Raw genomic sequence first — 17,702 nt, 5'->3', positions numbered from 1 at the left:
GCGGCGACGCAAGTCTCGCTCCCCTCCCGCTTGCGGGAGGGGCTGGGGGTGGGAAACACCCCACCGTCCAAAAAACAAAAAGGCCGCAGACACGAAGTCTGCGGCCTCTTCAGGGTCAGATCGGCACGCTGTATGCCCGCGCATAAGAGGGGGGGGGCTGGCGCGGGCGCGGACCGATCCTTGAGGGGGAACGGGCTTTAGCCGAACAGCTTGTTGGCGGTTTCGGCTACGCGCTTTCCGAGATAACGCGCTCCATCCAGTTCGGTTCCACTCGGCTGACGGCTTCCGTCGCCACCGGCGATCGTCGTCGCGCCATAGGGGGCGCCGCCGGTGACTTCGTCATGGCCAAGCTGGCCCTGGAAACCATAGTCGAGGCCGACGATGGTCAGACCGAAGTGCAGCAGGTTGGTGATGATCGAGAACAGCGTCGTTTCCTGACCGCCGTGCTGGCTGCCGGTGGACGTGAACGCCGCGCCGACCTTGCCGTTCAGCGCGCCGCGCGCCCACAGGCCGCCGGCCTGGTCGAGGAACGCCGCCAGCTGCGAGCTGATGCGGCCGAAGCGGGTGCCGGTGCCGACGATAATCGCGTCGTAGTTTTCGAGTTCGGCCACCGTCGCCACGGGCGCGGCCTGATCGAGCTTGAAATGCGCGCCCTGCGCGATTTCCAGCGGAACGGTTTCGGGAACGCGCTTCACGTCCACTTCCGCGCCAGTCGCACGGGCACCTTCGGCAATGGCGTTGGCCAGCGTTTCGAGGTGGCCATAGCTGGAATAGTAGAGAACCAGGACCTTGCTCATCGTTTTCATCCTTGCTGGTGGCGGGGGCGGCCCCGCTTGAACACCCAACCCTTATGCCGCGATTCCCGCAATCAGGTCATCCGGATAAACTGGCAGAAACCGTTCCAAAATCTTGAACAACGCGCACACCGCCCGAACCACAGCCCGTACAGGACACGGGCAATCCGGCGTGGAATTGCGCACCTTGCGATTTTCCATTATGGGCGCTGCGACGCCCCGGCTTCCGCGATAGGGTCGCTTTTCGCGACTCACCTCGCCACGCCGGGGTTTTTGATTTCCCGCGAAGACCAGAAAACTTCGCACGCTTGAGGAAGACCCGCCCATGTCCCGTCGCCGCCAGATTTACGAAGGCAAGGCCAAGATTCTCTACGAAGGCCCGGAACCCGGCACGCTGATCCAGTATTTCAAGGACGATGCCACCGCGTTCAACGCGCAGAAGCGCGGCACGATCAACGGCAAGGGCGTGATCAACAACCGCATCAGCGAATACGTGTTCACGCGCCTTTCGCACATCGGCATCCCCACGCACTTCATCCGCCGCCTCAACATGCGCGAACAGCTGGTGCGGCAGGTGGAAATCATCCCGATCGAAGTGGTGGTGCGCAATGTCGCCGCCGGTTCGATCAGCAAGCGCCTGGGCCTGCCCGAAGGCGAGCCGCTGCCCCACACCCTGCTCGAATACTACTACAAGGACGATGCGCTGGGCGATCCGCTGATCGCCGAAGAGCACATCGCCTGCTTCGGCTGGGCCTCGAACGAGGAAATGCAGGACATTTCCTCGATGGCGATCCGCGTGAACGATTTCCTGGTCGGCATGTTCGCGGCGATCAACATCCGCCTCGTCGATTTCAAGCTGGAATTCGGCCGCATCTGGGATGGCGACTACAGCCGCGTGATCCTGGCGGATGAAATCAGCCCCGACGGTTGCCGCCTGTGGGACATGACCACCGGCGAAAAGCTCGACAAGGACCGTTTCCGCCGCGATCTGGGTGGCGAAGAAGAAGCCTACCAGGAAGTCGCCCGCCGGCTGGGCCTGCTCGAAAACGACGGCGGTCCGAGCGAGGTGTTCGACCTCGGCGCGCACCGCAGCAAGCTGCGCAACAAGAAGTAGGGTTGCTTCCCCCTTCCCGCTGCTGCGGGAGGGGGGAATGCCTGCCCCCGCCATTCCGGCGCACATCCCTCATTGCCCGTTAAGCCGACTCGCGGCAGGATCGGCGCCGAGATGATGCCGCGCCGTTCCCTGTTCCTGCTGGCCGCCGGCCTGTTGCTTGACGCAACGCCCGCGCTGGCCCATTCTTCCAAGCACGTCGCCCCCAAGCCCGATTGGGCCTTCCAGCAAAGCGATCTCGCGCCCGAAGCCGGCTATCGCTTCGGCAAGCTGCCCAACGGCATGCGCTATGTGATCCGGCGCAACGCCACGCCCGCCGGCACCGCGCTGGTACGGATGGACGTGGCTACCGGATCGCTGGACGAAGGCCCGCAGGAACGCGGCTTTGCCCATTTCGTCGAACACATGGCCTTCAACGGCAGCACCCACGTTCCCGAAGGCGAGATGATCCGCCTGCTCGAACGCAACGGCCTGTCGTTCGGAGCGGACACCAACGCGCAGACCGGGTTCGAACAGACGCTCTACATGCTCGATCTGCCACGCGCCGATCCCGCCCTGCTCGACACCGCGCTGATGCTCATGCGCGAGACCGCGAGCGAGCTGACCTTCACGCCAGAAGCCGTGGCGCGCGAACGCGGGGTCGTCCTGTCGGAACTGCGCGACGGGCAAGGTTACCAGCGGGCCAATCTCGAAGACCAGCTTGCCTTCCTCTACCCCCACGCCACTTATCCCGCCCGGCTGCCGATCGGCACCGTGGCCACGCTCGATGCCGCCACGGCCGATGCGCTGCGCTCGTTCTGGGCGCGGCACTACGTTCCCGCCAACGCCACGCTGATCGTGATCGGCGATTTCGATGCCGATGCCGTCGAAGCCGCGATCCAGGCCCGCTTCGCCAGTTGGCAGCCCGCGCCCGTCCCTCCCCGGCCGGACCAGGGCAAGGTTGATCGCGCACAGAAGGGCAGGACCGAGGTCTGGCTCGATCCGGCGCTGTCCGAACGCGTCACCGCGTCGCGCCATGGCCCCTGGCTCGACGAACCGGACACGATCGCCAGCCGCCGCACGAATCTGCTGCGCCAGATCGGCTATGGCGTGATCAACCGGCGCTTCCAGCGGATGAGCCGCAAGGTCGATCCGCCGTTCCGGGGCGCGGGCTTCGGCACCGGCGACGTGTTCCGCATCGGGCGCACCACCAATCTGGTGGTCGATACGGTGGACGGCGGCTGGCAGCGCGGGCTTGCCGCCGCGACCACGGCCCTGCGGCAGGCACTCGACGCGGGCTTCACGCCTGCGGAGATCGACGAACAGGTCGCCAATATCCGCACCGGCATCGAGAACGCGGCGGCCAGCGCCGATACGCGCGGTAACGGCACGCTGGTGCAGGCCGCGCTGGGCCTTGTCCGCGACGAGACGGTGCCCACCGATCCCGCCGGTGCGTTGGCCCGCTTCAACGCCTTCGCGCCGCGGATCACGCCCCGGGCGGTGCTGGCCGCGCTCAAGCGCGAAGCGCTGCCGCTCGACGATCCGCTGATCCGCTTCCAGGGCCGCACCGCGCCATCCGGCGGCGACAAGGCGGTGCGGCTGGCATGGAACACCGCGATCCGCGCGCGCGCCGGCCTGCCGGAAACCGGGCCTTCCGGGGCTTTCGCCTATACCGATTTCGGCGCGCCGGGCGCGGTAGTTGCCGACAGCACGGAGCCCGCCTTCGGCATCCGCGAGATCCGCTTCGCCAACGACGTGCGCCTCAACCTCAAGCGCACCTCGCTGGAGACCGACCGCATCCAGGTGCGCCTTTCGATCGACGGGGGCGAGATGCTCGACACCCGCGACAACCCGCTAGCGACCGAGATGATGGCGATGTTCTCCGCCGGTGGCCTCGGCAAGCACAGCCAGGACGATCTCCAGACACTGCTGGCCGGGCGCTCAATCGGCGGCGGCATCGCCACCGGCGGCGATACGTTCTATTCGGGCGTCACCACCACGCGGCGCGATCTGGAAGCGCAGCTCCAGTACCTTGCCGCCCAAGTCACCGATCCCGGATACCGCCCCGAAGGCGAGGTGCTCTACCGGCAGAACATCGCCAATTTCTTCGCGCGCTACCGCGCCACGCCGTCGGCCGCGCTGGCCAACACGCTGGGCGGGCTGCTTTCGGACGACGATCCGCGCTTCACCCTGCAAGCTCCCGCAGCCTACCAGAAGCTCAGCTTCGCCGACTTGCGCCGCACCGTGTCCGACCGGCTGGCGAACGGCGCGATGGAAATCGCGCTGGTCGGCGATTTCGACGAAGCGCAGGCGATCGCGCTCGTCGCCCGGACCTTCGGCGCCCTGCCCGCGCGCGAAGCCGAATTCCGCGGCTGGGACGTGCAACGCCAGCGCCCCTTCACCACCACGCGCGGGCTGCGCGTAATCCGGCATCAAGGGCAGGCGAACCAGGCGATCGTGCGTTATGTGTGGCCCACGCGCGACGACCGCGATCCCGACGAGGCCATGGCTATCGATCTGCTGGACGAGGTGACTGGTATCGAGGTGCTCGACACCGTGCGCGAAAAGCTGGGCAAGTCGTATTCGCCCGGCGCGCAATCCAGCCTTTCTCACGTGTGGCGTGGCTATGGCACCTTCGCGATCCAGGCGTCGGTCGATGTGGCCGCCATCGCCGCCACCCGTGCGGCGCTGGCTGAAACCGTCCGCCAGCTCACCTCCACGCCGGTCGATGCCGACGTGCTCCGCCGCGCCCGCGCGCCCATGCTGGAGCGCATCGACAACGCGCTCAAGACCAACGGCGGCTGGATGGCGCTGACCGAGCGCGCGCAAAGCGAACCGGAGCGCTTCGAGCGCTTCCGCAAAGCCAAAGCCCGTCTGGAAGCGCTGACCCCGGCCGACCTGCTGGCCGTGGCGCGCCGCTATCTGGCGCTGGACAAGGCAGTGCAGGTGCTGGTCCTGCCCGAAGGCGTGGACGCCCCGCCCGCCTAAGCCCCCCTCCTGTCACCGACCGGTCATGCGCCGCGCCTAACGCGCGCGCAGCACGCCGTCGCAACAGGAAAGGCAGCCATGATCCGCTTCCGCACGCTTTCGAGCCTCACCGCGCTGGCGGCCGTGGCCCTGGCCGCCCCCGTGCTGGCCCAGACCGGCCAGCCCGTCGAGGTCATCCGTACAGCTCCGACCTCGGTGGATGTGCGCTGGTCCGGGATCAAGGCGGCCGACGTGTTCCGCGCGGATACGCCCGATACCACCGTCGCCACCGCCACGCCGGTGTCCGCCAACGATCGCGACGGCCATGAAACCGTCACGATGCCCGCCGGCGCGCGCGGCTGGTTCCTGGTGCGCGATCGCGCCACCGGCACCGTAACCCGCGCGGTCGAACGCGTCGTGCCGCTCGAACAGGGTTCCAATTTCCGCGACATCGGCGGCTATCCGGCGGCCGGCGGCAAAACGGTGCGCTGGGGCATGATCTACCGCGCGGGCGCGACCCCCCTTCTGAGCGACGCCGACCTCGCCACGATCGGCACGCTGCGCCTGAACGCGATGGTGGACCTGCGCTCGGACGAGGAACGCCAGCTTGCCCCCACCCGGATCGACGGCGTGCGCTACACCGCCGTTGGCTACAGCATGAAACGGCTGATGGCGGCTTCCGGCGCCCCCCCCACCAACGGCAGCGCGGTCTATCGGGGGATGCCGGTGCTGCTGACCCCGCAACTGCGGCTGGTGTTCGACCTGCTCAAGCGCAACGAAGGCCCGATCGAATACAACTGCTCGGCCGGACAGGACCGCACCGGCTTCGTTACCGCGATCGTGCTGTCCGCGCTGGGCACCCCGCGCGAGGTGATCGTGAAGGACTATCTCGCTTCCACCGCCCTGCGCCGCCCAGAATACGAAATGCCCCGTTTCGATCCGGCCGCTTTCCCGGATAACTACGCGGCGAAGCTGTTCTCCTATTACCAGTCGAAGCCCGAACTGGCGAAGCCGCAGCCGCTGATGGAAGCGGACGGCACGCCATTCCTCCTGGCCGCGCTCGATGAAGTGGAGAAGCGCTGGGGTTCGGTCGATGGCTATCTGAAGCAGGAAATCGGCCTGTCGGACGCCGACATTGCTACCCTGCGCGCCCATTATACCGAATAAATCTAATATTATCATTTGGATGAATGATAAAACCCCGGCCGGCGACCCCGGTCTGCCGGGGCGCCGCGCGTTCCTGATCGCCGCGATCGGTGCGGCAGATTGGCCACACCTTTTCCATAGTTTGTCTGGCCGCCATACAAAACAATTGGCACGCCTACCTCGCACTTGTATGCCTTCCATACAAACCAGCTGCCACGAGACAGCGCGCGAGGGATTGAAGGATGCCAGGCAGATCCGCCGCCAAAACGGAAGCCATTCCTGATGCCAACCCCGGGACCGGGCTCTTCGGCGATATCGGCGAGCGCCTTGGCTACCAGTTGCACGCGACCGACGTTCTCGCGATGGACTTGATCCGGGGCATGCTGGCCGAACTGGGCCTGACTGCCACGCGCGCCACGGCGCTGGCTTACATTCGCACCCATCCTGGATGCCGGCAGGCCGAACTGGGCCGCGCGCTCAGCATCAATCGCGCCAGCGCGATGGAAGTCGTCAACGCCCTCACCGCGCTGGGCGCGGTCGCGCCGCGCCAGCAAGGCGTTTCTCGGCGCGGCGGCATCCACCTGACGCTGCGCGGCGAGACGCTCTATGAGGAATTCCGCATGGCATCGCTGCGCGCCGATGCGGTCTCGTTCGGCGGCCTTAGCGAAACCGAGCGGGAAACGCTGCGCGTCCTGCTCGCCCGGGTGCGGGCCAGCACTCTTGATTTCACTACCAACTCCAACACCAAAGAGGGGATCTGACAATGCGCAAGGTCGCATGGAAACTGATGACGGGCGCGGCGCTTCTCGCCACCCCGTTCACCGTACAGGCACAAACTGCCCAGGCATCGGGTGAAGGCCAGTCGGCCGAAGCCGGCGCCAGCGATGCCGGCACCAACGACATCATCGTCACCGCCCGCCGCACCAACGAACGCCTCCAGGACGTGCCCGTCGCCGTGACGGCGTTCGGCAGCGATGCGCTCGCCGCCCGCAACGTCGACACGCTGGACCAGGTCGCGCGCTTCACGCCGAACATCCGTTTCGATGGCGCCGCCGCGCTTTCGGGCGGCAACTACAACGCCACTGTCTTCATCCGCGGCGTGGGCCAGAACGACTTCGCGATCTTCTCCGATCCGGGCGTCGGCTTCTATGTCGATGACGTGTACTACGCCCGCTCAATCGGCGGCGTTATGGATGCGGTGGACATCGCCTCGGTGCAGGTGCTGCGCGGCCCGCAGGGCACGCTGTTCGGCAAGAACACCATCGGCGGCGCCATGGTCATCACCACCGCACGCCCCAAGCTCGACGTGTTCGAAGGCAAGCTCGAAGCGACCTATGGCAGCTTCGACCGCATCGACGTGAAGGGCGCGGTCAACATCCCGCTGGTCGAAGGCAAGGTGGCGCTGCGCCTTTCGGGCGCGACGCTCAACCGCGATGGCTATGTGAAGCGCCTCTATGATGGCGGCACGCAGGGCAACCGCAACGCCCAGATGGTGCGCGGCACGCTGCGTCTCGCGCCCACCGACACGCTGACGATCGACATCGGCGGAGACTATACCCGCGCGCGCGAAAACTCGGCACCTTCGGATCTGCTGGCTGTGGCCAACGTCCCCGGCATCACCGGCACGCCGTTCCTCACCAACTACAACCGCTTCGTTGCGCCCACGCTGGGCATCACCGCGCCGAACGGGCAGAACACGCTGAACGCCAGCTACATCACCGCCAGCCCGTTCGAAACCTGGGCCGGTGGCCCGAACCGCAACGATCTGGACCTGTGGGGCACGCAGGGCACCGTGGCGCTCGAACTCGGCCAGGTCACGCTGAAGTCGATCACCGCCTACCGCGACATGAAGGCCTACTTCACGCGCGATGGTGACAACACGCCGTTCACCTTCCGCCAGACCACCAACCGCGACAAGCAGTGGCAGTTCAGCCAGGAGCTTCAGGCCAGCGGCAAGGTGCTGGACGACAAGTTGAGCTTCGTCGTCGGCGGCTATTACTTCAAGGAAAAGGGCAGCGACATCGCCACGGCGGACCTCGCCATCGGCCTGTGGCCCCCGCTCGCCGCCACCCCGCCCTATTCGCCGGCGGTGTTCATCCAGAACTATACCAACAACCGCAGCATCGCGTTCTACGGTCAGGCCGATTTCGAGATCGTCCCCCGTCTGTCGGTCACGGTCGGCGCGCGCTACACCTCGGACAAGAAGGTCTTCACCTCGATCAACGTGCGCCAGCGCGACAACGTGAAGTTCGTGGACGTGACCAAGGAAGCCACGTTCAACAAGTTCACGCCGCGCTTCGGCCTGAACTTCAAGGCCACCGACGACATCCTGCTCTACGCCTCGTTCTCGCGCGGGTTCAAGCAGGGCGGGTTCAACGGCCGTCCGCTCGACAGCGCGGCGGAAGTGACCCAGTATGCGCCGGAAACGCTCGACACCTATGAAGGCGGCGTGAAGGCCAAGTGGCTGGACGGCGCGCTGACCACCAACCTTGCGGTGTTCCATTCTCTGTACAAGAACATCCAGCTGACCGTGAACCAGACGCCACAGAACTTCGTGGCGAACGCGGCTTCGGGCAAGATCGACGGCTTCGAGCTGGAAACCGTGATGCGCCCGGCCAACTGGTTCAGCGCCAACCTGGCGGTGGGCTACACCCACGCCCGCTACACCAGTGTCGGCCAGGGCCTTGGCCCGACGCAGGTCCTGCCGATCACGGTCAACAGCAAGTTCGTGAAGACGCCCGAATGGACCGTTTCGGCCGGCGCCGAAGTCAGCCACGGCTTCAACGACGGATCGGACGCGCGCCTGCGCGTGGACTACACGATGTACAGCCGCATCTACAACGACGTGGCCAACACGCCGATCATCACGCAGGGGGGCTATGGCCTGCTGAACGCGCGCTTCAGCTATACCTTCGCCAACGATGCGCTGACGTTCTCGGCGTTCGGCACGAACCTCACCAACACGCTCTATCTGCTGTCGGGCAACGCCTCTTCCGGTTTCGGCCTGGCCGAAGGCGCCTATGGCCGCCCGCGCGAATGGGGCATCTCGGCCGGATACAAGTTCTGATGGCCTGACGGCTGTCCCACGGGACAACGCCAAGAATACGGGTGTCGGCATGATTGCCGGCACCCGTTTTCTTTGCCCGGACCGCGCACCGGCTGTTTCCGTCCCCACGCACCGCCATCCGGACCTTGCCCTTCGCGCCGTGCGGGGGCATAGGCGCGGACGAGTCCCAATCCCTCCGTTTGATGCGAAAGGCCCGCCGCCGATGAAGGTCCGCGTTTATGTCAGCCTGAAGAACGGCGTGCTCGATCCGCAGGGCCGCGCGATCCATCATGCGCTGGAAGGCCTCGGCTTCTCGGGCGTCAACGATGTCCGCGCCGGCCGCATGATCGAACTCGATGTCGACGCAACCGTCACCGACGAAGCGCTCGACGACATGGCGCGCAAGCTGCTCGCCAACATGGTGATCGAGAACTACCGGATCGAAAGGGTCGCCTGATGTCCTTCACGGCCGCCGTCATCACCTTCCCCGGATCGAACTGCGATCGCGACATGGCGGTCGCCATCGAGGAGATCAGCGGCGGCACCGTCCACCGCGTGTGGCACGGTGATGCCGATCTGCCCGATGGTCTTGACTTCATCGCCCTGCCCGGCGGTTTTTCCTATGGCGACTATCTGCGCTCCGGTGCGATGGCCGCGCGGTCGCCGGTGATGCAGGCGGTGGTCCGCGCCGCCGAACGCGGCGTGGCGGTGCTGGGCGTGTGCAACGGCTTCCAGGTGCTGACCGAAGCCGGCCTGCTGCCCGGCGCGCTGATGCGCAATGCCGGCATCCGCTTCGTCTGCCGCGAAGTGGCGCTGAAAGTCGAAACCAGCCAGTCGCTGTTCACCTCCGGCTACGATGCAGGCGAGCGGATTCATATCCCGGTCGCGCATCATGACGGCAACTATTACGCCGATGCCGAAACGCTTGACCGGCTGGAAGGCGAAGGCCGCGTGGCGTTCCGTTATGCCGAACCGGTCAACGGTTCGCAGCGCGATATCGCCGGCGTGCTCAACGATCGCGGCAACGTGCTGGGCATGATGCCCCACCCCGAACGCATGATCGAAGCGGCGCAGGGTGGCACGGATGGCCGCGTGCTGTTCGAAAGCGTGGTGCGGGGGCTGGTCACCGCCTGACGGCTGCTCTGGCAGGCTGGTTCAAGTCGCCTGCCTCAAGTAGGCTGGCTCAGGCGGCCGCGCCACCGCTGTGCTGCTGGTATGCGGGCGCGAACAGAGCGCGCGCATCTTCCGCCGGCATCGGGCGGCCGAAATAATACCCCTGGATTTTCTTGCAGCCCAGCGCGCGGATTACCGCCAGTTGCTCCTCGGTCTCCACGCCTTCGGCCGTGGTCGACATTTCCAGGCTGTCCGCCATGGCCACCACGGCGCGCACGATCGCCAGGCTTTCCGCGTTCTTCCGCGCCGCGCCCTGCACGAAGATGCGATCGACCTTGATTGTCGAGAACCGCATCTGCCGCAGGTATCCGAGCGAGGAATAGCCGGTACCGAAGTCATCCAGCGCCACGCCGCAGCCCAGCGCCATGATCCGCTGCAGGGTCGCCTGCGCGGTCGTGCCATCGCGCACGAAGATGCTTTCGGTGACTTCGATCTCCAGCCGGTGCGGCGGCAGCCCGCTGGCGGAAAGCGCGCTGACCACCGTGTCCGCAAAGGCCGGATCGAGCAGCTGCTCGCCCGACACGTTCACCGCGATCTTGATCGGATCGGGCCAGCGCGCCGCTTCGAGGCAGGCCATGCGCAGCACCCATTCGCCGATCGGTACGATCAGCCGCGTGTCCTCGGCCAGCGGAATGAACTTGGCCGGGCTGATCATGCCGTGTTCGGCACTGTTCCAGCGCAGCAGCGCCTCGAAGCTCACCAGCTGTTCGCTCGTGGCATCAACCACGGGCTGATAGGTCAGGTGCAGTTCGTTCCGTTCCAGCGCGCGGCGCAGCGCGAATTCCAGCTGCCGGCGTTCCTCGGCATGGGCATGAAGCGCGGGTTCGTAGTTGCAATGCGTCCCCCCGCCGCTGTCCTTGGCCCGGTAGAGCGCCAGATCGGCGTTGCGCATCAGCGTTTCCACGGTCGCCCCGTCGCGCGGTCCGATGGCGGAACCCACGCTCGCCCCCACATAAAGGGTGTGGCTGTCTACCTGATACGGCTGCGATAGCGCATGAATCACCGCCTGGGCGACATGGGCGATGCGATCCGTATCCGAAGCGTCGCGAAGGACGATGGCGAACTCGTCGCCGCCCAGCCGGCCGCACAGTTCGTTGTCGGTCATCAGCTTGCGCAACCGTTCGGAAACGAGCGCGAGCAACTGGTCGCCCACAAGATGCCCCAGCGTATCGTTGACGGCCTTGAAACGATCGAGGTCGATCATCAGGAACGCGCAACGCGTGCGCCACTTGTCGGCGTCCGCCATCGCTTCGCCCAGCGTGTCGGTCACCATCATCCGGTTGGGCAGACCTGTCAGCGTATCGTAGCTGGCGAGATAGGCGATCTTCTCGGAGCTTTCGCGCTGTTCGGTCACGTCGGAACCCACGCCGCGGAAGCCGGCAAAGCCACCATTCTCGTCGACCTTGGGGGATGCCGACAGCTCCCACCACCGGTGGCCACCATCGATGGTGACGCGGACTATGAGGTTGGAGAAGCTTTCGCGCCGCTTCAGGCGTTCCGCCAGATCGTGCAGGCTGGAATGGAATTGCCCGCTATCCCACGAAGGTCCGGCGATCAGCTGGATCAGAGGCTTGCCATCTGCCTCGTCCGGCTCGCAGCCGAGCGCGAAGGCAAATCGCGGCGATGCGGCGCGGACCCGGCGGGCCGTATCGATCTGCCACAGCCAGTCCGCCCCGCCTTCCTCGAATTCGCGCAGCAGAAGCGAAACCACCTCGCCCTTTTCGGCCATGCCTGCTTCGGCCACGCGCGCGTTCAGGAACGCACGTGCCGCCTCGATCCTGCCGGCGGAAACGATCGTCACGAACGCCAGCGCCAGCCCGCCATTCACGACCTGACCGGACCACACGAACATAACCGCGCCGGTAATGCCCACGATGCCGCCAAATAGCAGCGGCGCCAGCGGCACCGCGGCCAGCGCATAGGCCATGCCGGCAATGATCACCGTCATCACCATCCACAGGGCCAGCCGGTCCACATGTCCGAACAGGGGAAACACAACCAGCGGCAGCGTCCAGATCAAGGCCAGCGCCACGATCCATAGCGCGTGGCGGACGATTTCCGGCCTGGTCAAACGGCGGCGGTCGGCGTCGGCCAGCCCCCGATCCAGGCGCATGCCCTGAAGCAGCACAGCGGCCAGGAGAACCATCCAGCCAAGGATGAAGAGAGGAGGCGTTGCCCCGAAACTCACGAAGGCAAGGAATAGCGCCGCCAGCACATTCATGCCGACTTTCAGATACATACGACGGAATGCGCTGAAATACTGATAGCCACGCAGCCTTGCCCAATCGCCTTCGACCGGTTCGTCAAGGCCAAGAACGGCCATGACCGGCAGACTGCGGGGCAGTGTCTGAATCGAGAGCGACGGCGGCATTTGCACGCCTTCGCCTTACCGCGCAAACCTTGAACAATGGTAAGCGGGTGTTGAGCGACAATCGGGATTTTCGGATGTCTCGCAGAGACACGAGGAAACGGCTCTGCGATGAGACGACAGACGTCCTTGAACCGCGCCGGGTCTGCGGCTGCCATCGCGCGCGTGGTGGCGGCAGTATAACATTGATCTTCGGCTTCGGCAGGCGCGATGTTGCCGAGCCTGCGGCAAAGCCGGCGCGGTTCAGCCTGCCCTAATTCGTTTCGGTGAAGTCGAAGGAGCCGCGACCGACAGCGATCAAGGCCTCCATGTCGGCCATGTGACTCGTCGCCGGGGCCGCGCTCGGCAGAGCCCCGTCCGTGGTGACTACCTGCGCTCCGCGCATGAGCGTGCGATGGACGGGGCAGTGATCGGCAATCTCCAGGAGCCGGGCTTTCCTGGCCGGATCAATGTCGGCATCGAACTCGATCCTGCGCGTGAAAATATCCGGTGGGTTCGACGCCTCATCGCGGCGATGGCCGACAGCGGTGCACCTTACTTTGACATCCCAGCCTTTGCGCTCGGAATAGAGCTGTAGCGTCATCGTTGTGCAGGCCGCGAGCGCCGACGCCAGCAGTTGGTAGGGGCTTGGCCCGGATCCCAGGCCGCCAACCTCCACCGGCTCATCTGCCATGAAATGCGCGCCGCCGGCCGTGATCGCCAGCTGAAACCGCCCGCTGCCTGTCTTCTCCGCAATGGCTTCGTCGCGCTTCTCGTCAATCCTCATCACTCACCCTTTCGAACTCCAGGTTCCTGCGTGCTCTGCATCGAGAATCTCGCCAACTACTGTCATCGAGTTGCTACTCCGAGCTCGCCTTGGCTTGCTTCCCGTCCACATCATGAAACGGGTCCCCGGGTAGCACGCCTCCCATGCATGCTGACCACCCAGCTTCTTACAGACAGCCTGGATGATGTGCGAACCCAGTCCGCGCTCTCCGCCATTGAGGTGACCAATGCCAACACCATCGTCCTCGACCGCCAGACGCCAGTCTCCGGATGGCGTTGCGTCGAAAAGGATGCGTACCTCGCCGGGATCTTCCACGCGGTAGGCGTGCTTGCAGGCATTTCCTACCAGCTCGCTCACCATGATCGCGAAAGCGGCGGCATGTTCGTTGGGAAGGTCAAAGTCGTCGGCTTTGACCGTGATTGTCCGGCGGTCCCGGCCATCGGACACCAGGGCGCGGAGGGAATCGCCCAGTTCATCGAGGAAAACGCCGAGATTGACGGTCTCCGCCAGGGGTTCGCGGTACAGCGCCCGGTGGACGCTGGCCACGGCGTGAATCCTGCGCTGCGTTGCCGCCAACACGATCGCTGCCTGCGGGTCGGAGACGGTGCGCCCATCGAGTTCGACGATCGCGGCGATGAGCGCGAGATTGTTCGCGATCCGATGGTTCATCTCGGAATCCGCCAGGACCTCCCCCGAAGGATGCAGCATGCTCGGGTTCATTGTGCGTTCCTCCACTCTCGCCCGCACCACGGGTCGAGGACCTGGCGAGGACGGTTTGCCTCCGGCGATCCGAAAACTTCGTGTCGCTGGCGCTACCTTTCCCGTGCGGGTGGTGCTCACTGCAAGCAATGTAGCCGCGAAGGGGAAGCGATGGGACCGCCCTACCGGATCAGGGCGCTCATACATTGGTATTGCGAACTTCGCGTCCTGACTCTAGCGACCGAGGCTCGGATTGAGAAAGTCCCAGACCTGGGAGATCACCACCGATCCCTCGCCCACCGAAGACGCGACACGTTTGACCGAGCGGGCCCGCACGTCGCCTACGGCAAAGATGCCCGGACAGGAGGTCGCGTAGGACGATGCGGCGCCAGCGGCATCGCCCGTGACGACGAAACCTTTGTCATCGAGTGACACCAGCCCCGACAGCCAGTCCGTGTTGGGCGCAGCTCCGACCATCACGAAGAGCGAGCAAGCATCCACCACCCTCTCATCCCCGCTGACGACATCCCGTATAGAAATTCTCTCCAGACGCTCGTCCCCTTCGAGGGAGACGACCTCGGCTTGGTAATCGATCGTGATCGCCGGATCCGCCTCCAGCCTGCTCGACAGATAGCTGGACATGGACGCCGCAAGCGAGCTTCCGCGGACCAGCACCCTCACGCTGCGCGCCGAACGGCTGAGATACATGGCGGCCTGTCCGGCGGAATTTCCCCCACCGATCACGACGACGTCACCGCCATGACAGCTGCGCGCCTCGTTCTCCGTCGCCGCATAGTAGACGCCGGCTCCCTCGAGTTGGGCGAGACCGCGGATTGGGAGGCGTCGATACTGTACGCCGGTCGCGACCACTACCGCCCTCGCGCGGACAGCTTGCCCGCTGTCGAACGTGGCGCAGAAGTCGCCGTCGTCGAGACGCTCGAGAAGGGATACGCGCCTTGGAACAACGAAGCGGGTTCCGAACTTCATCGCCTGGACTTCGCCACGCCAGACAAGGTCTGCGCCCGAAATCCCGGTCGGGAACCCCATGTAGTTCTCGATGCGGCTGGAGGTGCCGGCCTGCCCCCCGACCGCGGTGTCCTCGACCACCAGGGCGCTCAGACCCTCCGCGCCAGCATAGACACCCGCCGCGACGCCGGCAGGCCCACCCCCGATGATGACGACGTCGAACACCTCGTCATCGACCAGTTCACGGCCGATACCGAGTAGGCGAGCGACACGTTCTGGCGTCGGATCCTCGATGACTGTCCGCCCGAATATCACCATCGGCTCCGTTGAGGTGCTCGAACAGCTGCGTGCCGCCAGGACCGCTTCGTCGCTGCCGGGCACGAGCGAGGTGAAAGGGATGCGATTCCGGCTCGCGAAGTCCGCGATCCTGCGGATCGCCCGGTCCCTGTCTTCCCCGATGAGAATGAGAGCGCCATCCCGGGTGTCGAGCTGACGGCGGCGTCGCGCGGCGAAAACCGTGATGATGATGTCCGACATCTCCGGGATGTGCGCCATCAGGCCCAGCATCGTCTGCCGATCGACTTCGATGACCCGTGTCGGCTGCGCGGTCCTCAACAGCATCGACCAGTTGCCGCCGTCCAGAAACGCGATCTCGCCCATGAACTGTGTCGGGCCGAGTGTGGATGGAAGGTGGCGCTCATCGGTGAGCGGGTTGACCACCTCGATCTCGCCCTCAAGGACATAGATGAAACGGTCCGCGGGTTCACCGGGCCGCGCGACGAAGACACCCGTCGGATACTCCCTCACCACTCCCGATTTGCGGAGAGCCTCTACATGAGCAGCCAGAAGCGGCGTCCGCTGCATCTCCTGCAGATCTCTTCCGATTGTCTCCATGATGATTCAATTCCACGTTGAGAAAGGGACACCCAATGGCGATTACCCTACAAGTCGCCTGCCAGGATACGCTCGATGCAGTCGATCAACTCGTCTGGGTCGAATGGCTTTCGCATGAAGCAACGGACGCCTTGCGCGATCGCTTGCTGCTTCACCTCCGGGCTCGGAAACGCCGTGATCAGTATCAGCGGCACGGCCTCTTTACGGAGTATTTTCGCCAGCTCCAGACCGCTTGTCCCCGGCATCTGTACATCACTGATAACGAGATCGAACCGCCGATCTCGGTCAGCAAGAAAGATATCCGCAGAGCCGAAGGTCATGGCGTGGATGCCCATGCTCTCGATGAGACTTCCGAGCGCCGACGAAACGTCCTCGTCATCATCGACGACCGCTATCAACCGCGGCGACCCATTGGGCGGTGACGATTCAACCAAAAGACGGTCTCCCTTTATACTCGACCATCTCATGCCGGATCGAATCGACAAGAAGCACTGCGCCGGCGTCAGCCGTCGTCATCCAAGCATCGTACAACGCCTGGCCCGTTCAGTTGAACCATACCGTGGTATTGGCGCCACGGTGGCACCGGTCAGGGGATCCCCGTTCAGCCTTGCTTTCACGACTTATGCGCGTGGCGAAATTCCGATGGTGTCATTCCAACTTCGCGTCTGAAGCTCGTCGAGAAATGCTGTGCGTGGCTGAATCCGCAGGCGAGCGCCACCTCTGTTATCGAAACGTGCGCGTGGGCGAGCATCTCCTTCGCGCGGGATATGCGGCGCTCCTGAACGAAGCGAGCCGGCGTCTTTCCGGTTGAGGTTTGAAAGGCACGGGCGAAGTGCCGAATACTCAGCCCGACGATGCCAGCGAGTTCGTTGAGACTGATGATCTCATGAAGCCGGCTGTGGACGTATTCCTCGACTCGCCGGAGCGCTGGCGCCGGGATACCGCCCTTGACGATTGTCGGCTTGTGGACACCGTCCATTATGCGACGAATGCGAGCGACAGCCTGCAGCGCCCACCCCTCCGCCATCAGGCTGTAGGTTGCATCGTCACGCCAACCAAACAGTTCCTTCACGCTCCTCTCCAAGGGTTGGTCCGTGAAGCTGGCAAGCGGTTGAGAGAGCGTGAAGCGGCCTCTGTCCTCGAACAGGGACAAGTCGATGAAGGCAGCGCGGTACTGCGTCGTCGGGTGGCAATAGAATTCGCCGGAAGCCTTCAGTTCCGGGGGGATGAGAGTGAGACTCCCGGAAGCTCGCTCGGTCTCGACCCGCGAGCCTCCGATATCGAGCGCGTAACGCTGAAAGCCCGCATCCCAACAATATAGAGCGACACGGGGCTGCCGGAGCAGCCAGCTTATCGGTTCCCGGGAATGGCGTGTCAGTGATTCGATGCGAACCGATGGCGAATCCTTGGGCACCAGAGACACGGTTCCGCTGACATCGCGATAGTAGTCGCTTCCCCCGGCGTTGTGGATGCTGTCCTCAGAAGACCTTGATGAGCCCGCGCTGTCAGTCACCGCAGACAACCTGTTGGCGATCGCCACTCGGTCCGCTCCGCGCTTTCTGTCCGTTTCGCGTATGTCGTGTCCTTGTTCTGCAATTCGCTCGCCAAGGGGGATGCTATCCAGACAGTCGAAACAAGGAGACCACGACGATGGAAATGATAGCCCTGTCAACGCCGACCGAAGATTCCCCAGAAGTGCCGATGTAAAATTCCCCAGTCCAGGCTTTCGGTGATCAACCGTATCGGTGATCGAGGGGGCGCTCCTTTGGTGGCCTTCCGCGCCGGCGTGGCGG

General features: G+C 64.8%; 14 protein-coding genes. 7 read left to right on the top strand and 7 right to left on the bottom strand.

Features of this window, described 5'->3' with window-relative positions:
- Window positions 1-197: 197 nt before the first annotated feature.
- Entirely contained in the window at window positions 198-797 is a 600-nt protein-coding gene (gene wrbA, locus EH199_RS16150; protein ID WP_124810292.1) for an NAD(P)H:quinone oxidoreductase, read from the bottom strand.
- Between the two features lie 322 nt (window positions 798-1,119).
- On the opposite strand from wrbA, the gene purC reads away from it, so the two are divergent.
- From purC to purQ, 7 genes are all read left to right on the top strand, one after another.
- Complete coding sequence (purC, locus tag EH199_RS16145) at window positions 1,120-1,908, top strand: phosphoribosylaminoimidazolesuccinocarboxamide synthase (protein WP_124810291.1); 789 nt, start codon at window positions 1,120-1,122, stop codon at window positions 1,906-1,908.
- A 111-nt stretch (window positions 1,909-2,019) separates the two neighbouring features.
- The gene (locus EH199_RS16140; RefSeq protein ID WP_124810290.1) at window positions 2,020-4,872 is read left to right on the top strand and encodes a pitrilysin family protein; all 2,853 of its coding nucleotides are present in this window, start codon (window positions 2,020-2,022) and stop codon (window positions 4,870-4,872) included.
- Window positions 4,873-4,950: 78 nt separating this feature from the next.
- A complete protein-coding gene (locus EH199_RS16135; RefSeq protein WP_124810289.1) occupies window positions 4,951-6,018 on the top strand; it encodes a tyrosine-protein phosphatase in 1,068 nt (355 codons plus the stop codon).
- A gap of 221 nt (window positions 6,019-6,239) precedes the next feature.
- Window positions 6,240-6,758 carry a MarR family winged helix-turn-helix transcriptional regulator gene (locus EH199_RS16130; RefSeq protein WP_223806721.1) on the top strand — a complete coding sequence of 173 codons (519 nt, stop codon included), beginning with the start codon at window positions 6,240-6,242 and terminating at the stop codon, window positions 6,756-6,758.
- 2 nt (window positions 6,759-6,760) lie between these two features.
- The gene (locus tag EH199_RS16125; protein WP_124810288.1) at window positions 6,761-9,064 is read left to right on the top strand and encodes a TonB-dependent receptor; all 2,304 of its coding nucleotides are present in this window, start codon (window positions 6,761-6,763) and stop codon (window positions 9,062-9,064) included.
- A gap of 202 nt (window positions 9,065-9,266) precedes the next feature.
- Window positions 9,267-9,500 carry a phosphoribosylformylglycinamidine synthase subunit PurS gene (gene purS, locus EH199_RS16120; RefSeq protein ID WP_124810287.1) on the top strand — a complete coding sequence of 78 codons (234 nt, stop codon included), beginning with the start codon at window positions 9,267-9,269 and terminating at the stop codon, window positions 9,498-9,500.
- Complete coding sequence (gene purQ, locus EH199_RS16115) at window positions 9,500-10,177, top strand: phosphoribosylformylglycinamidine synthase subunit PurQ (RefSeq protein ID WP_124810286.1); 678 nt, start codon at window positions 9,500-9,502, stop codon at window positions 10,175-10,177. The genes purS and purQ overlap by 1 nt, the downstream gene beginning before the upstream one ends.
- Before the next feature lie 49 nt (window positions 10,178-10,226).
- Here purQ and EH199_RS16110 read toward each other — a convergent pair whose 3' ends face one another.
- The 6 genes from EH199_RS16110 to EH199_RS16085 all read right to left on the bottom strand — a co-directional run bounded on the left by EH199_RS16110 (window position 10,227) and on the right by EH199_RS16085 (window position 17,449).
- On the bottom strand, window positions 10,227-12,587 hold the full coding sequence (locus tag EH199_RS16110; RefSeq protein WP_223806720.1) for a bifunctional diguanylate cyclase/phosphodiesterase: 2,361 nt from the start codon (window positions 12,585-12,587) through the stop codon (window positions 10,227-10,229).
- A 250-nt stretch (window positions 12,588-12,837) separates the two neighbouring features.
- On the bottom strand, window positions 12,838-13,350 hold the full coding sequence (locus EH199_RS16105; protein WP_124810285.1) for an OsmC family protein: 513 nt from the start codon (window positions 13,348-13,350) through the stop codon (window positions 12,838-12,840).
- Window positions 13,351-13,353: 3 nt separating this feature from the next.
- The gene (locus EH199_RS16100; protein ID WP_190287301.1) at window positions 13,354-14,070 is read right to left on the bottom strand and encodes a sensor histidine kinase; all 717 of its coding nucleotides are present in this window, start codon (window positions 14,068-14,070) and stop codon (window positions 13,354-13,356) included.
- A gap of 213 nt (window positions 14,071-14,283) precedes the next feature.
- The gene (locus tag EH199_RS16095) at window positions 14,284-15,909 is read right to left on the bottom strand and encodes an FAD-dependent oxidoreductase (RefSeq protein ID WP_124810283.1); all 1,626 of its coding nucleotides are present in this window, start codon (window positions 15,907-15,909) and stop codon (window positions 14,284-14,286) included.
- A gap of 47 nt (window positions 15,910-15,956) precedes the next feature.
- Window positions 15,957-16,343, bottom strand: a complete 387-nt coding sequence (locus EH199_RS16090; RefSeq protein WP_206694604.1) for a response regulator — start codon at window positions 16,341-16,343, stop codon at window positions 15,957-15,959.
- Between the two features lie 179 nt (window positions 16,344-16,522).
- Window positions 16,523-17,449, bottom strand: coding sequence for a helix-turn-helix domain-containing protein (locus EH199_RS16085; protein ID WP_124810282.1), 927 nt, complete (start codon window positions 17,447-17,449; stop codon window positions 16,523-16,525).
- Between the last annotated feature and the right edge of the window lie 253 nt (window positions 17,450-17,702).

The organism is Novosphingobium sp. LASN5T, assembly GCF_003856955.1.
In the GTDB taxonomy this organism is placed as follows: Bacteria; Pseudomonadota; Alphaproteobacteria; order Sphingomonadales; family Sphingomonadaceae; genus Novosphingobium.
This window is presented reverse-complemented; position numbering and strand designations above follow the sequence as displayed.

Excerpts from the sequence above, each read along its gene's own strand:
- EH199_RS16140 (WP_124810290.1), top strand. The coding sequence starts at position 2,020 with ATGATGCCGCGCCGTTCCCTGTTCCTGCTGGCCGCCGGCCTGTTGCTT.
- EH199_RS16130 (WP_223806721.1), top strand. The coding sequence starts at position 6,240 with ATGCCAGGCAGATCCGCCGCCAAAACGGAAGCCATTCCTGATGCCAAC.
- purC (WP_124810291.1), top strand. The coding sequence starts at position 1,120 with ATGTCCCGTCGCCGCCAGATTTACGAAGGCAAGGCCAAGATTCTCTAC.
- purQ (WP_124810286.1), top strand. The coding sequence starts at position 9,500 with ATGTCCTTCACGGCCGCCGTCATCACCTTCCCCGGATCGAACTGCGAT.
- EH199_RS16110 (WP_223806720.1), bottom strand. The coding sequence starts at position 12,587 with ATGCCGCCGTCGCTCTCGATTCAGACACTGCCCCGCAGTCTGCCGGTC.
- EH199_RS16125 (WP_124810288.1), top strand. The coding sequence starts at position 6,761 with ATGCGCAAGGTCGCATGGAAACTGATGACGGGCGCGGCGCTTCTCGCC.
- wrbA (WP_124810292.1), bottom strand. The coding sequence starts at position 797 with ATGAGCAAGGTCCTGGTTCTCTACTATTCCAGCTATGGCCACCTCGAA.
- EH199_RS16095 (WP_124810283.1), bottom strand. The coding sequence starts at position 15,909 with ATGGAGACAATCGGAAGAGATCTGCAGGAGATGCAGCGGACGCCGCTT.
- EH199_RS16135 (WP_124810289.1), top strand. The coding sequence starts at position 4,951 with ATGATCCGCTTCCGCACGCTTTCGAGCCTCACCGCGCTGGCGGCCGTG.
- EH199_RS16105 (WP_124810285.1), bottom strand. The coding sequence starts at position 13,350 with ATGAGGATTGACGAGAAGCGCGACGAAGCCATTGCGGAGAAGACAGGC.
- EH199_RS16100 (WP_190287301.1), bottom strand. The coding sequence starts at position 14,070 with ATGAACCCGAGCATGCTGCATCCTTCGGGGGAGGTCCTGGCGGATTCC.
- purS (WP_124810287.1), top strand. The coding sequence starts at position 9,267 with ATGAAGGTCCGCGTTTATGTCAGCCTGAAGAACGGCGTGCTCGATCCG.